The following is a 15,698-nucleotide window of genomic DNA, read 5'->3' on the forward strand; positions in this document are numbered from 1 at the left end:
TCTCGAATTCAGTCAGCAACTGCGTAGGACCACACTCAACTAATTCCTCTCGCTCTTAGAGCTCTAGGAATGGATTTTCGTTGTGGTCGAGTTCCATCATGCGTCTCGAGTCGACATTGAAAATATAATAAAGATTCATTTTAAGCGTGATTTTCATCTATCTCAAACACTAGTTTCTGTTAGTGTCCCAGCCTCTTTTTCTTCAATATTTATAATTTTGATTTGTATAAAAAGTAAAGCCTAGGACGCGTAGATATAATGATTCTGCGCGTCCTAGGCTTTTGTGGTATTTAAATTTTCCAATCCTATTTTGAATCAAAGTAATAGAATAAACGATTGAACCGTAAGAATAAATGACTTTCTGCACGTGAGAAGCTATGAACTATAGTGATAGAAAATTTATGCCTCTCCTGTTTCAATCTTCCAACTTTCAGATTGATCACGAATACTTAGAAAGTCTCGGTAGATACCATGTTCTTGCATGAGTTCTTGATGCGTTCCGCGTTGTACAATTTGTCCTTCATCTAAGACGATGATTTGATCAGCATTCTTGATAATATTAATCTTGTGCGCGATAGTAATCATAGTCTTCCCTTCACTCAAATGATCAATGGCACTTTGAATTAAGTGCTCGTTCTCTGGGTCAATGCTTGCTGTAGCCTCGTCAAAGATGATAATAGGCGCATCTTTCAATATCGCTCTTGCAATAGAAATACGTTGTTTCTCTCCGCCTGAGAGATTATTCCCTTTCTCATTAACCACTGTTTGATACCCTTGAGGTAAAGACATAATAAAGTCGTGACACTGAGCCTGTTTAGCCGCTTCAATAATGTCACTTTTAGTCGCCTCAGGCTTACCAAAGAGAATATTATTATATATCGTATCATTAAACAGATAGACTTTCTGAAATACCGTACTGATTTGCGACATTAATGAGGGAAGTGTCATTTCGCGAATATCGATTCCGCCTACTTTAATATTACCCTTGTCGATATCATAGAAGCGCATCAACAAATTACACAACGTCGTCTTCCCGCTACCCGAAGGTCCGATGATAGCGAGAGAGGTACCTGGTTGAACTTCCAAGGTCACATCATTAATCACCTTTTTATTGGAAAATGAGAAGTCAACATGGTCAAACTCAATTTTATGCTGTTGAACAGCAATTTCATGACCACCTTCATCTAGAGTAGGTGCCTCTTTAATTTGTTGCAAATCTTCTAGTGTGACTGCAATCATTTCTAATACATGAGCAGCACTATTAATGTGTTCAATACTTTCAAAAATGATAAATGAGAAGATAGAAAGCATAATTAACGTCGATAGATCAATATGGCCATTAAAATACAACATTACAGCACAAACTACAATGAAGACCGAAATCACTTTCAAACTTAGCAGATGAAGTAAATTAAACGGTGTATATTGCAATTCCACTTTAGTGTTTACACGCTTGCTATTATTTACCGCTGCGTAGAAACTTTTTAAACTTGTATCTTCTTTTGCGAAAGTCTTAATTACCTTAATACCTCTAATCATTTCAATAACTTTTTCAATCAATTGATTTTGTTGCTGATGATATAAAGGTGCATTTCTCTTACTCATTCTTTCTAATAAAAAGATACTTATCAGCGATAAGATAACGCCTAATAAAGCAACAAGCGCTACTTGAACAGATATAGTTAACAATGAAAGTATTAATACAGAAATAAGTATGTAACCATTGATGACGATATCTATCATTTTCATCGTATAATTTTCAAGAAAGGTTAAATCTGTGGTAACGGTCGTAGTTAAATTATTTGTCGTTTGATCATCGAAATATCCTAATTTAACCCCTTTCAACTTTTCACCGATCTTCAAACGTTCATCAGCTGTCATCTCATACGCAATACTTTCATGTAATCTACTCTTTGCATATGTCATCACAAAACGACCAGCAACGAGAAAGATCATCGCCAAAAAGACATTGAATATATCTTTATTGCTAATAGTTTCTTGTGACATGATTCGCGCAAATACTTGGGCAGCTAAAAAAATGGATAACGCAATAAGAATTGAATTGGCAAACGATAGCATAAATCCTGCAATCATTCTTCCTTTATATGGTGCCATCCAGTGTAGTATACGAAATGTAATTCTAAACATTTGTGAGCTCCTTTCATGATGACTTAGTTACGAAGACACACCCCAATTTCTCGAATCGATATGCGTTTGTCACATGTGATGGTATAACCCTTTCTGTTCGATTAACGCTTTATGCGTGCCTTTCTCAAGCAGTTGTTTCTCTCCTATAACGAGAATCTGATCTGCATTTTTAATCGTTGAGAGTCGATGTGCAATAACGATAAGTGTCTTGTTATGCGTTAAACTCGCTATCGCTTGTTGAATTTGTTGTTCGCTACCTGGATCAATATAAGCTGTAGCTTCATCAAGAATGACGATAGGTGCATCTTTTAACAACATTCGCGCAATAGTAACACGTTGCTTCTCTCCACCCGACAATTTATCACCAACTGAACCTACTACCGTGTCGTATCCTTCTGGTAACACGCTAATGAAATCGTGACAATAAGCTAACTTCGCTGCATGAATCACTTCTTCATCTGTAGCTTCAGGTTTCCCTAATTTGATATTATCTTTAAAGCTTAAATTGAGTAGAAAGTTGTCTTGATCAACAAACCTAATGAGTTCATTAAGATCTTTAGGTGAAATATCTTTAATGTTTACACCACCAATGTAAATATCACCACGTGTCGTGTCCCAAAAGCGTAATAGCAATTTCGCGACTGTTGATTTACCACTACCAGAAGGCCCTACGAGTGCTGTATAAGTCCGTTCAGGTATTTCAAAAGAAAGGTGGTTAAATATCATATCTTGTTCAGTATTATGATATGAGAAACCCACATCTTTAAAAATAATATCTTTAGTCTGAGGAAGACTTGGTTGCTTAGATTCTGGCAATTCATCGATCTCTAAAATAGTTGTCACATCTAATATGGCGTATTGTATAGATTTAATTTGATTAATGTAATTAGTGAAGTTTCGAATAGGTGCAACTACACCGAGAGATAGTACTAAACAGAGAAAAAATTGAGCGTTATTAAGTTGATGCACTGAAACCAAATACATTCCCATAGGTAAGACGCCTACGAATGTCGAAGGTAGTAAGCTTAAGCATAAACTCATGTATCCCCAAGTATCTCGAAACCAATTGAGTGTATGTGTCTTGTAATTATGTACAGCATCTCTATACTTTTGATAAGAAGTCTGGGACTGATTAAAGGTCTTAATAACTTCAATCCCTTCGATATATTCAACAATAGAACTATTCATATAGTTACTCGATTTCACCTGGTTATCATAGGTTGCATCGAACCCAGACATCAGCCGTTGAAATGCGAATAGTGATAGAGGTAGCGTAATTAATAGCGCGAGAGCTATTCTCCAATCAATGATGATCATAGAAATAAATATCGCTAATGATAGAAGAAGATTACCAATGACTTCAGGTATCAGGTGCGCCAGTGGCAATTCAATCTTTTCAACCTTATCTACAAATAAACTTTTAAGTTCTCCAATACTTTTACTTTCAATCACACCTAGAGGTAATCGCATCAGTTTCTGAGCAAGCCTTACTCTAATTTGACTTAAAATGTGATAAGCGGAAACGTGTGATAGTACAGTTGAAGCTCCAAAGCTGATTATTTGTATAATATACGCACTAACCGCAATCACAATGTAGATTTTAATCTCGTTAGAACTTCTGGCACCTTCAATAATCTGTAATATTAAGCGATAAATCGCCCAATAAGGAATAAGGCCAGCAAAAACACTTAATATAGATAGTAATGTAGAGCATAGTAACCTTAATTGACTCCCCTTACTAAATTCCCATAAGCTACTCATCCAATGTCGATGATTATTCATACAACGATTGCTCCTTTCTAAGATGTCTCCTCTTATATATCAATTGTGAAAAATCTATATCACTTTACCTTTGTATTGTTCAATATATGTAAGTTAACTATATACTAATTGATAACGATTATCAATATCATATAAAGATATTTATTTTCCCCGCTTTTCCCTCTAAGTTTAACGTGAGTCTCTTAGTAATCCTTAAACCTAAACAACACAAAGCAAGCCCTCCAACAATTGAAATCAACTGTTGAAGGGCTTATCGCCTATATCATATATTATTTTTTCTTCTCTTTACCTTCTGGACCAGACTTATAGTTGTAATCTGATGGCTTAATCTTGTCGAAATCTGGGTTGTCGTAGAATCTGAACAAGTCACCATTTAATACGTTGTCACTCATTTCAAGGTCTTTCACCGTTTGATTCTTACGTTTGTCGAAGTCTTTCGGTTTCTTAGTTAACGGTTTGTTATCTTTATTAGAATAAATACGACCATTCACGTATTTGTAATCTTTCGTAACGAAGTCACCGTTTCTGAATGGGACGGTATCGTTATGATCTTTAGATAACATATCAGTACCCATCATGAGGTAGTTATCTGTTTTAATGCCTAGTAAGTGTAACAACGTTGGCATAACGTCTTGTTGTCCAGCATACGTATGGTCAACTGTTCCTTCTTTACCAGGAATCTTCAACCAGAAACCTGTACGGTTCAAGTCAGTGAATTTCGCTGGAGTGATCTTTTCACCTAACAGTTTTTCCATCGCATTATTATGGTTTTCAGAAATACCGTAGTGGTCACCGTAAATCATGATGACAGAGTCTTTATAAACACCTTTTTTCTTGAGATCATTAATAAATTGCTCTAATGATTGGTCAAGATAATGTGCAGTTTGAATGTAACCATCTACAGTTGAATCACCTGTATTCGGTTTATCTATAGATGCATCTTGTTCTTTTAATGTAAATGGATAATGGTTCGTCAACGTAATTAAGTGCGTATAGAATGGTTCATTCTCTTTAGAAATGTAATCTACTGACTTTTTAAAGAATGGTTTATCTTTCAAGCCTAAGTTCTCTAAATTGTCTTCAGACATATCATAGTACGTTGCATCATAGAACTTATCGATACCGAAATGTTTATAGATTTGGTCACGGTTCCAGAATGTCTTGTAGTCCCCATGCATTACGCTCGAAGTATAGCCTTGTTTCTGATGGAGAATAGCCGGCAACGACTGATACGTATTGTCACCTTTCAGTGAGTACGCTGAACCTTGAGGTAAGCCGTACAAGCTATTATCCATAGTAAACTCAGAGTCTGATGTCTTACCTTGACCTGTTTGGTGGAAGAAGTTTGGATAATATCTAAAATCTTCATTTCCTGTTGATAATTTATTGATAAATGGTGTTACCTCTTGACCATTTACTTTCTTATTCACTAAGAATGTTTGGAAACTTTCTAAGTGAATCTTAATGATATTTTTCTTCTTCGCAGCACCGTAATACTCAGGGTTAGGTTTCGTATTCTTCTGTTTCGTATAGTTTAACACTTTCGTTAAGTCGTCTTCGTTAGCTAACGCTTTCTGTTGATTGTTCTGAATTGTCTTCACGCCATCATAAACAGTGAAGTTATACGGTCCTAAATATTTTACTAAGTATTTGTGGTCAAATGTACGTGTTAATAATTCAGGACGGTTAGATTCTGCAAAAGCTAAGTTTAAGAAGAATAGTGCAACAGCAGCTGCCATTACAACAGGTACAAACTTTTTACTAAATGCGCGTTTATCTAACCATTTATGTTTAAAAATTAAAATAAAAAGGTAAACGATAATATCGATAAAGTAAACAAAGTCGTACCATTGGAAAGAAGCACCTACTGCGCCACCCATAGAATCGACGTTACTGACTTGGTTTAACGTACTAAATGTTAAAAAGTCAGAGAAGAATCTAAAGTAAACGACGTTCGCGTATAATAGGAAAGTCAACAAGAACCCGCCTATAAAGATAAACCAGTATGCTTTCTTACCTTTGAAGAATAAGAAGATACTCAGTATCAACGCGATTAAACTATATGGATTCATTAATAATATTAAATTCTGTACTAATCCTTTCACACCTAAAGAAAAATCAACGTAGTATGAAAAGTATGTTTTTAACGTAATTGTGAGTACGGTTAATAGAAAAAACGCAAAAAGAGACAATTTCTTTTTGTGCAGGCTCATGTTTGTTCCCCCGATTATTTAGATCTGAATATGTAGGTTCATCTATTTCCCTTACATACCATCTTTATACTAGTTCGTCATTGTTATCCAAAAGCCCGATAAGGCAAGCATAAGATCTTCAATACATATAACACTAGATGGTCGAGTAACCCTTCAAACCATGCAATCTTATACTTTGATTTCATTTACAACTTCGAGTTTTCAGAAATAGCCTAAAACTCTCTAATTTTCTTATAAAACGTTATAGGTGTCGCTTACCTTCTCATAGTCATAAGCGACAACATTGACTTATTTTCACTAAATTTTTCCATTTCATCATTCTCTTTGCATGACTTGATTAATCAACCAATCGAGCTCAAAGAGATAGTTCAGTTTAATAATATATAGCAAATTATAGTAAATATCAAGTAAAAAGTGACTTTTACAAGCCACCCTACTCAATTCAAAAGTGCGACATGACAGAGATCATGCCTTATTCATCTTCTTACCTAAGAAACATAGGATTACTAAATTATAGAACGTTTCGCGTCATAAATCATCAGACTTTAGGCCGAAGTTACATTAAGCTCTATCTCAGCCTTAGAGTACTCGCACCTCGACCTCGTCATTCCTCTAAATTTAAACACGCACCTATTTCAACATTTCTAATTGCATGCGATATTCAATGGCATGGAACAACTGATTGAGCCAGTTACTATATTTCACGAGATTCTTCTCAGCTGTTTGAACGTCGATAAATTGGAACTTCAAACGTGTCCCTTGATGTTTCTGAGCCAATTTCGACAGGTGATAGCTCGCAATCGTGCCAATCTGCGGATAACTGCCCAACGTAAAATGATCATTGAGCAAGATGATAGGCGTTCCATCACGTTTCACTTGAATCGTACCTCGCTTCACTGATTGGTGACGTGGCATATCATCATAGAATGCTTGAACAGGGGTACCTTCAACCAACATTCCGATACGGTTGGCTTTGCTCGTTACCTTGTACTCGCTCGTCGTAAAGCGTGTCAGCATCTCTTGTTCAAAGTCTTCCGTACCTTTATTCGGAATTACGTGGAAGACATCTGAGATATAGTTAAATGACAACGCATAACCATCGACACCCCAATCCGCTTGATGTGTCTCTGCCAAATTCTCAAAGAGTTTATGATGTCGTTCGGTATAATCCCGTTTCATATTAATTTCGTCACCTTTACGCAATGCACGACCATGATGGCCACCAATTTGTGCTTTGAAGTCAGTAGAAGCAGACCCGAGCCAGTCGTCTAGTTCAAATCCTCCACCGATAGCGAGGTATAAACGAGAGGTATGGCGCGTTTCAGTAAAATGTAAGACGTCACCCTTATCGACGAGATACAATTTATTAGGATAAATTTCCATATGTTGCGTTGCTGCTTTGAAATTCCCACCACAAATGGCAATTAACGTGGGTTCGGTAAAACGAATACTCGCCATTTGATTGGTCATTTCTAACGTTGCTTCACCTTTATCATTAGCGACGAGACGATTCGCAATTTCATGGGCAAGCGTATCCATTGCACCACCTGGTATCACACCATTATGTTCGTAACCCTGTCTCCCGAAATCTTGAAAGTTGGAGAACAATCCTGGCTCTTCAATTATGATTGACATGGTTGATACCCTCCTAGTTCAACATCTTCTGGTCGTTGCGCTTTAAACTGCACGCTATCCCCTAGTTTTAAAGATGTAAAGTCTCTTTTTGACGGATCAAAGAGGCGCAGTGGCGTATAACCGATAACTAGCCAATCCCCATATGTATCCGTCGTAGTAATGCCTGTCTTTTTACCTTCAATAATGACTGAACCCGCTGGAATAAAGGACTTCTTCTTACCTGTATAATTCACGTATAATGACTCATCCATACCCGTGAGATACGGAAAGCCAGGTGAGTAGCCCATCATTGAAACGAAATAGGTAGGTGTTGTGTGACGTTCGATAAATGTTGCCTCATCAATTTGATAGTCCTTTATGAGCTCATTCAGATCTGGTCCGTACTGACCACCATAAATGACCGGAATTTCATTAATGACGTCATCATGATTCTCATACTTGATTTCTAATTGAATCGATTCGACTAATTCTTTCATATATAAATAAGGCGAAGCAATGTCATAATGTTTAATCATATCTCGCGCATCATAACAAATCATCATGTCAGATTCAGTTGGTACAATTTCAGTAATAAACGGATAATTTCGCGATAATAAATATTTTCTTAAAGCGAGTAAATCTTCCGTTAGATCTTTCGAGACTTCTTTCTCAATTGAGACGACAATCGCTTGGTCTCCTTGACTATATATCTTCATTTGCTCACCTCATTATTAATTATCACTCATGGTAAAATAAGCCCAAACCTCGAACGATGAACTTCACAATTTCTTGTACTAGATAATAAATGACAACACTCTCTACTATCAGCATCACAACTATAATCACTTGTTGCATGAGGTATGATAGATGTTTCTGATACCGTTTGATAGCACAATACGTTAACACTACGATAAGCACAGCACACAGCAACCAGATGATGATCATTCACTCGCCTCATTTATTCTAAAATCATGTCCTACCATAAAAATGTTCGCCTAACTTTGATTCATATCAGGCTTGACACTTCTATTAAAACTAACTTAACTTGTGTCATCTTATTCTTACACTATTTTATAGATGAATGTCGACCTCGGCAACCTCTCGCAAACTATTAATCATGTACACCTTGACCTGTTGCGCTCGAAGTTTCTCGATTAACTCCGCTTTCTGATAGTTTCTTATCTGCAATTTCCCAGTTGCTAAAAGTTCTCGACGTTTACATCCTTCCAATAAATCTCCGTCATTTGCTGGCGTGTACCATTCACCCGCTTCTTCAATGACGACATTACCGATATCAAATTCTAACACCTTGCCATCTGAACGATATAGTAAAATCAAATCCGTTTGATGATCATGTTCTAAATGGCTTCGATCTGTCGTTTTATGCGTCACCACTGATGGATCGGCGGATGGATGACTAGGTTGAAATCGCGCACTAAAACGTGATTTAGTCGGTAATTCTGCAATTTCTGATGTCACTTCTCCTTGGGCATCCACTCGCACTTTCAGTCGCCATACCTCATTGGGATAGTGCGACATTAAATACTCAATTTCTCTGTGCCAGTTCTCAGGGTCGAATTGAAAGTTCAAATCGTCACATGCATGTGCTATTCTTTCATAATGGTAACGTAGACGGGGAATCTTGCCTTTCTCTAAACGCATCGTTTCAAATAATTGCATTATAATTGCTCCAATATCTTCGTTTTATCCTTAAACTCTTGAACCTCTTGAGCAGGATCTGAATCAATCGTAATACCAGCACCTACACCATAACGTGCTTGCTCATCCACATATTCCACCGTTCGAATCGGAACATTGAAGATACTTTGCCCGCTCGGTAACATCAGGCCGAGCGTACCACAATAAATATAGCGTGGTATTTGTTCTAAATCGGCGATGTAACGCATCGTATTGAGCTTCGGTGCACTTGTGATCGAACCACATGGGAAGAGCGCTTGAAAGATTGTGTTCAGCGAAGTCTCTGACGTCACTTCGCCTGTTACCATTGAGGTCATTTGATACACCGTTTCGTATGTCTCAATCGCAAATAAATGATGCACATCGACACTACCTGTTTGGGCAATACGCGCAATATCATTTCTTAACAAATCAACAATCATGACGTTCTCCGCTTGGTCTTTCTTCGATTGCGTGAGGTGTTGATAGTTCGCCTCATCTTCCGCTTCATCTGTAGCACGTGGCGCTGTCCCTTTCATCGGCTTACTTACAATGGTATTCGGCCGTCCCCCGAAGCTCCCTTTTTGGAAGAAGAGCTCTGGTGAGAAAGACGCAACTTGTACTTCATCAGTATCGAAGAGTGCCGCATAATTCCCATGCCCTTTCGCTAACAAGGCATAGTACAAATCTGCAATAGGTTGACGAATCGCATCAGTTAAACGGGTTGTATAGTTCACTTGATACGTATTTCCTTTGACAATCGCATCTTGTACACGTTGAATATGGTCTTGCATCGTTTCGTCACTCAACTGAAATGTAAACTGCTGTTGAGGTTCGTGCGTTGCGGTCTCAAATTCTCCGTCGTAATATTGAATGCTATCAAAGATGTAAGCAGCCGCGTAGACATAGTCTTCTGGTGGCGTCACCGTCGTCATCTCAGGATTAAATGCACGTGCTGATTCGTAAGGTAGATACAGTGCGACGTAATAGCCTCTCTTCTGCATATATTCAGCAAAGCGCACCACTTCTTGCACTTCCGAAAGTTGCACCGCGATACGTTTCGTCACAAACTGTTCAAGCGACGCATGGTGCGTTTCAAAGTCATCTGAGTTCACGTAATAGCGGTAGTTAAATTGGATTTGCATGACGTTCTCCTACCTTTTCTAAAAATAGCTGAATTTGTGCACGTCCATACTCACTCAAGATGGACTCAGGATGATATTGCACACCGTAAATCGGCAATGAATGATGCATCACACCCATTGGAATCCCATCCTCATTCGTCGCACACACTTTCAATGGTTCAGTTACATCGCCTGCCATCAACGAGTGATAACGCATCACGTGGAAGCCTTGACTTAAATGTTCAAATAGTCCTTCGTTATCATGCGTAATCGCTGTCGTGTGACCATGAACAGGACGGTCACTATGTATGATTTGACCACCATAGTAAGCAATCATGAATTGAAAGCCGAGACACACACCGAGAATGGGTATCTCTGTTTCATAACGATGAAAAATATCATAGAGCTGCGGATAATCTTCAGGTCGACCCGGCCCAGGTGAAATAATTAACCCCGTCGGATTGAGTGCCTCAAGTTGTTCGACATTCGCTTCAGTACTACTGATGACTTGTATTGACGCCCCTAACTGTTGTTGAATTAAATCTACTAAATTATATGTAAATGAATCTTGATTATCGATCATGACCAGCATATATGCGCCTTCTTTCCATCCCCATAATTAATTCACTTACCTTTATTATCACAAATCTGTCCTTGATTTTACAATACAAATATATTATTCTTGTGAACGAACATAGCGCAAATTAACGCCAATCAAACAATATGAATACTCACAGAGGTTCCTAGCTTATAACCCTCTATAAAAAACTAGACCCGTGATGACACGTCTATCTTTTTTATAGAGATAGGCGTTTTTTTATGAGGTCATAAGTGGGAACGCAAATTAAAGGAGCGACTTACGTAATGACTGAACAAACTTTAGACAAAGAGAAAGCCATTGTCGTGTTTAGCGGTGGCCAAGATAGTACGACATGCCTGTTCTGGGCTAAGAAACATTTCGAACATGTCGAATTGGTCACTTTCCAATATGGACAACGTCACGACAAAGAAATTGAAGTAGCGGAAGCGATTGCGAAAGAACAAGGGCTGAAACATCATGTGCTCGATATGTCCTTGTTATCACAACTCACACCTAACGCGCTTACGCAACACGATATGGACATTGAACAAGAAGGTGACGAGATGCCAAATACGTTCGTCCCTGCACGCAACCTGCTCTTCTTGTCCTTTGCAGGCGCCCTGGCTTATCAACTCAATGCGAAGAATATCATTACCGGCGTCTGCGAAACGGACTTCTCTGGCTATCCTGATTGCCGAGACAGCTTTATCAAATCAATGAATGTCACACTGAGCTTATCTATGGATAAAGATTTCGTTATTCACACGCCGCTTATGTGGTTAGATAAAAAAGAAACATGGGCCTTAAGCGATGAGCTTGGTGTCTTAGACTATATCCGCCACAATACACTTACTTGTTACAACGGTGTCATCGGAGAAGGATGTGGCACTTGCCCAGCTTGTCAACTTCGTGCACGTGGCTTAAATGCCTATCTTGAAGAAAAAGGAGAGAAATAAGATGTTCCAACAAATGTATCCTTCAATCAACCATAAATACTCATTTGAACTTAATAAAGACTTCAATTTCTCTGCAGCACACTATATTCCTAATGAAGATGCTGGCAAATGTATGCGAACACACGGACATACTTATTTCGTCAATTTAACCATCGTTGGAGATGAGTTGGATCACAACGGTTTTTTAGTTAATTTTAGCGAATTAAAGCAACTGGTACACGGTCAGTTCGATCACCATTTATTAAATGACCTGCCCGCATTTGAAGGTCAAAGTCCTTCTACTGAAATTGTGGCTCAAACGGTTTACGAAATGGTTCAAGAACATCTCGACCAACGTGACAATCAACCGAAATGCGCGCAAGTATTCGTGCGAGAAACACCTACAAGTTACGTCCGTTATATCGCGAAGGAGTTTCGTCATGGCTAAGATTCCTGTATTAGAAATATTCGGCCCTACGATTCAAGGTGAAGGCAAAGTCATTGGGCGCAAGACGATGTTCGTCCGCACTGCCGGGTGTGACTATCGCTGTGACTGGTGTGACTCTAGCTTTACGTGGGACGGCAGCGCTAAAGATGAGATTCGCATGATGACAGCTGATGAGGTCTATGAAGAGTTAAAAGAGGTCGGTGGCGATTACTTTAACCACGTCACAATTAGTGGTGGCAACCCTGCTTTGATCAAAGCGATTCAAGATCTCGTCGACCTCTTTCAAGAGAAAGGCATTTACACTGCACTCGAAACTCAGGGCAGTAAGTATCAACCGTGGATGCGTCAAATCGATGACTTAACGATCAGTCCGAAACCACCTAGTTCAATGATGAAACCAAACCTCCCACTACTGGATGAGGTCATCGAACAATGCGTACACGATACACTCAACTTAAAAGTCGTTATCTTTGAAGAAGCTGATTTCGACTTTGCGAAGATGATTCACCATCGTTATCCATCTATCCCGTTCTATTTACAAGTGGGCAATCCTTATCTTGAAGGCGAACACGTGGATAATCATACTGACAAACTTCTCTTGCTATACGAAGATCTCGTCGACCGCGTTATGAAGAGTAGCGAGATGAATGACGTTTATGTTTTACCACAACTCCACACGCTGCTATGGAGTAATACGAAAGGTGTGTAAGAATTCCATCTTTGAAGCGCTAGTACAAGGCGCATGCTGTTAATTAATCACAGGGCTGAATGCTCGAATAGCTCATCATAGCCAAAATAAAAACAAAACAGTTCATTTTAACTAATAAGGAGTGAGACGTGTCCGCAATACAGCTACCGTCTCACTCCTTTCATGTTAGAATAACGATACGATACTTAATGTAGCTTTAGACGTTTTCAAATGCTTAAAGCGACGTTAATTGATATAATGTTGCAATAAAGTCTTAAAGATAGGAGAACACCATGCTGATACCAATCATAGTCGACATAGTTGCAGTGTTCATCATCGTATTTGCTGATTTATATAGACAACACTACAAGAAATTAAGTTTCAATACGATTATTATTTCGATGGCTGTGACTGGCTTAATCAACTTATTATTTATAAACAAATACAACTTTATCACTATAACGACAGTGGCTATGCTGTTAATATGGGCCGTACTTCAATTCTATGTTGATAGAAAGAATGGCCATGCGCTCATACATACACAACGCTTCATTGCAATCATCTTCGCGTTTGTCATGAGTTTATCTACGCTCCTTACTTACAAGATGAGTGAAGTGTCTTATTACATGTCGTTACCTTACTTAGCACCTGCTGTCTTTCTTATCGGCGGGATTGTTCTCTTCGTAAGTACATTTCAATATTCAGAGCGCAAGAAAGTGAAACCGATTCATCAACTTTCCTATCCAATGACTGTCGGCGAAATCATCATGGTTCTCTCCTTTGCGGTGATGACCATCTTAACTCCTTTCTGGTATGTGCTACTCATTATCAACTTATTATTCTGCGCATTTATTGTATGGTCGAAATTATTTTTTTCTAAAAATGATTAACCTTAAATCTTTATGGGTATAATGTACCAGCACAACGTAGAAAAGGAGGTAACGAATTATGTTAAGTTTCATTGTTATGTTAATCGTAGGTGGTATTATCGGTTGGCTAGCAGGTCTTATCGTAGGTAAAGATATTCCTGGTGGAATCATTGGTAATATCATCGCAGGTATTGTAGGTTCATTCTTAGGTCAATGGATCTTCGGTTTATTCGGCGCTGAAAACTTCGGCCCACATCCAGGTGGTGTCCACATTATTCCAGCGTTAATTGGTACTATCGTATTAGTATTAATTGTTTCATTTATCGTTGGTAAATTACGCGGTAAAAAATAACAAACGATAATTAACCCTTGTTGTTACCATTTTTAGGGACAATGATGACTTCGAATCGTCATCAACTAATGAAATGTTAACTTCAAGGGAATGAGGGCTAGAGGGCTATATACATAGTGTTCTGGTCCTTTTTTATATACGAGGACGCCCCTCTTTGCTGCAAATCAACAGTTTGAGAGGGGCGCCCTTTTATGTTCTATTAAACATGGGAATTCTGTTTCTTCTCGGATGCTTCCACATCCTGAGTACGACTTTTACCATTCAACATCTCCTGTACCGCTTGCGCCTGCAAATCATCAGTATCTGGCTCGTTCAAATTGGAAGCCTGCACGATGTATTTCGGCCGCTTCTTCACCTCATAGTAAATCCGTCCGATATATTCACCTACAATACCGATTGAGATGAGTTGAATGCCGCCAATAAGTAATATCGCTGCGATCGTTGAGAAATAACCCGGCGTTTCAATGCCGTGAACCATAATACTAATCAGTATATAAATGATATACAGCAAACTTAAGCCGAAGACGATGAGACCGAGATAAATCATAGCGCGCAAAGGTTTATTATTAAAGGAAATCAAACCATCAATGCCGTAATTCAACAACTTACTAAAGGACCATTTCGACTCACCATCTTCGCGTTCGACGTTCTCGTACGTAAACACTTGGGTATGGTAACCGATCCATGCGTAGAGGCCTTTAGAGAAACGATTCGTCTCGTCGAGTTGTGTTAGCGAAATCACTGCACGTTGACTCAATAAACGGAAATCACCGACACCGTCCTCAAGACGAATATCTTCCACGAAACGGTTAATCATACGATAATACAATTTCGTCAGCCACTTACGCGATTTGTTCTCTCCACAACGATTACGTTTCGCTATCACCTGATCATAGCCGTCCATATAACCTTGAATCATCTTCGGTATCAAATGAGGTGGATGCTGCAAATCTGCATCAATCATAATAACTGCATCACAATCTGTACTGTGCTGATAACCTGCAATCATCGCAGATTCCTTACCGAAGTTGCGGCTAAACGAAATAAATTTCACGTGTGAATCTGTAGTCGCTGCCTCTTGAATATAACTGATGGTACTATCTTTACTCCCATCATCTATAAAAAGTAAGTCATAATCGTAATGTTGACGCAGACTATCTGTTTCTAATATTTCTATCAGTTTTTTATACGTTTTTAATATGACTTCACCCTCGTTGTAACAAGGTATAATGACTCTTACTTTCATCTATTTAACACCTTTCACCCGT

At 38.6% G+C, this 15,698-nt stretch carries 14 protein-coding genes; 5 read left to right on the forward strand and 9 right to left on the reverse strand.

Annotation, left to right across the window (positions count from 1 at the left end):
• Nucleotides 1-399: 399 nt before the first annotated feature.
• The 8 genes from CD126_RS00005 to CD126_RS00045 form a co-directional block, all read right to left on the reverse strand.
• Nucleotides 400-2,148: an ABC transporter ATP-binding protein gene (locus CD126_RS00005; RefSeq protein WP_103369847.1), complete on the reverse strand. Its 1,749-nt coding sequence runs from the start codon at nt 2,146-2,148 to the stop codon at nt 400-402.
• A 69-nt stretch (nt 2,149-2,217) separates the two neighbouring features.
• Nucleotides 2,218-3,930, reverse strand: a complete 1,713-nt coding sequence (locus tag CD126_RS00010) for an ABC transporter ATP-binding protein (RefSeq protein WP_049408148.1) — start codon at nt 3,928-3,930, stop codon at nt 2,218-2,220.
• A gap of 269 nt (nt 3,931-4,199) precedes the next feature.
• Nucleotides 4,200-6,143 carry a polyglycerol-phosphate lipoteichoic acid synthase LtaS gene (gene ltaS, locus CD126_RS00015; protein ID WP_103369848.1) on the reverse strand — a complete coding sequence of 648 codons (1,944 nt, stop codon included), beginning with the start codon at nt 6,141-6,143 and terminating at the stop codon, nt 4,200-4,202.
• A 630-nt stretch (nt 6,144-6,773) separates the two neighbouring features.
• Nucleotides 6,774-7,778, reverse strand: a complete 1,005-nt coding sequence (locus CD126_RS00020; protein WP_002471775.1) for a 5-oxoprolinase subunit C family protein — start codon at nt 7,776-7,778, stop codon at nt 6,774-6,776.
• A complete protein-coding gene (locus tag CD126_RS00025; protein WP_103369849.1) occupies nt 7,766-8,473 on the reverse strand; it encodes a 5-oxoprolinase subunit B family protein in 708 nt (235 codons plus the stop codon). Before CD126_RS00025 ends, CD126_RS00020 begins: the two co-directional genes overlap by 13 nt.
• A gap of 355 nt (nt 8,474-8,828) precedes the next feature.
• A complete protein-coding gene (locus CD126_RS00035; RefSeq protein WP_049408140.1) occupies nt 8,829-9,437 on the reverse strand; it encodes an aminotransferase class IV in 609 nt (202 codons plus the stop codon).
• Nucleotides 9,437-10,579: a chorismate-binding protein gene (locus CD126_RS00040; RefSeq protein ID WP_103369850.1), complete on the reverse strand. Its 1,143-nt coding sequence runs from the start codon at nt 10,577-10,579 to the stop codon at nt 9,437-9,439. The genes CD126_RS00035 and CD126_RS00040 overlap by 1 nt, the downstream gene beginning before the upstream one ends.
• Nucleotides 10,563-11,150 (reverse strand): anthranilate synthase component II, encoded by a 588-nt coding sequence (locus tag CD126_RS00045; protein WP_103369851.1) that lies wholly within the window; start codon nt 11,148-11,150, stop codon nt 10,563-10,565. The genes CD126_RS00040 and CD126_RS00045 overlap by 17 nt, the downstream gene beginning before the upstream one ends.
• 272 nt (nt 11,151-11,422) lie before the next feature.
• Here CD126_RS00045 and queC point away from each other — a divergent pair, with 272 nt between their 5' ends.
• The 5 genes from queC (at nt 11,423) to CD126_RS00070 (ending at nt 14,430) form a co-directional block, all read left to right on the forward strand.
• Nucleotides 11,423-12,094, forward strand: a complete 672-nt coding sequence (queC, locus tag CD126_RS00050; protein WP_049408152.1) for a 7-cyano-7-deazaguanine synthase QueC — start codon at nt 11,423-11,425, stop codon at nt 12,092-12,094.
• Nucleotide 12,095: 1 nt separating this feature from the next.
• Entirely contained in the window at nt 12,096-12,521 is a 426-nt protein-coding gene (gene queD / locus CD126_RS00055) for a 6-carboxytetrahydropterin synthase QueD (RefSeq protein WP_103369852.1), read from the forward strand.
• Nucleotides 12,514-13,230 carry a 7-carboxy-7-deazaguanine synthase QueE gene (gene queE / locus CD126_RS00060; protein WP_103369853.1) on the forward strand — a complete coding sequence of 239 codons (717 nt, stop codon included), beginning with the start codon at nt 12,514-12,516 and terminating at the stop codon, nt 13,228-13,230. Before queD ends, queE begins: the two co-directional genes overlap by 8 nt.
• 272 nt (nt 13,231-13,502) lie before the next feature.
• On the forward strand, nt 13,503-14,099 hold the full coding sequence (locus CD126_RS00065) for a hypothetical protein (RefSeq protein ID WP_049408131.1): 597 nt from the start codon (nt 13,503-13,505) through the stop codon (nt 14,097-14,099).
• A 58-nt stretch (nt 14,100-14,157) separates the two neighbouring features.
• Nucleotides 14,158-14,430 carry a GlsB/YeaQ/YmgE family stress response membrane protein gene (locus CD126_RS00070; protein ID WP_049408129.1) on the forward strand — a complete coding sequence of 91 codons (273 nt, stop codon included), beginning with the start codon at nt 14,158-14,160 and terminating at the stop codon, nt 14,428-14,430.
• Between the two features lie 199 nt (nt 14,431-14,629).
• Here the strand turns inward: CD126_RS00070 and CD126_RS00075 are convergent, their stop codons facing one another.
• Nucleotides 14,630-15,676: a glycosyltransferase family 2 protein gene (locus tag CD126_RS00075; protein ID WP_049408127.1), complete on the reverse strand. Its 1,047-nt coding sequence runs from the start codon at nt 15,674-15,676 to the stop codon at nt 14,630-14,632.
• Nucleotides 15,677-15,698 lie beyond the last annotated feature (22 nt).

This window comes from Staphylococcus pettenkoferi (genome assembly GCF_002902685.1).
In the GTDB taxonomy this organism is placed as follows: domain Bacteria; phylum Bacillota; class Bacilli; order Staphylococcales; family Staphylococcaceae; genus Staphylococcus; species Staphylococcus pettenkoferi.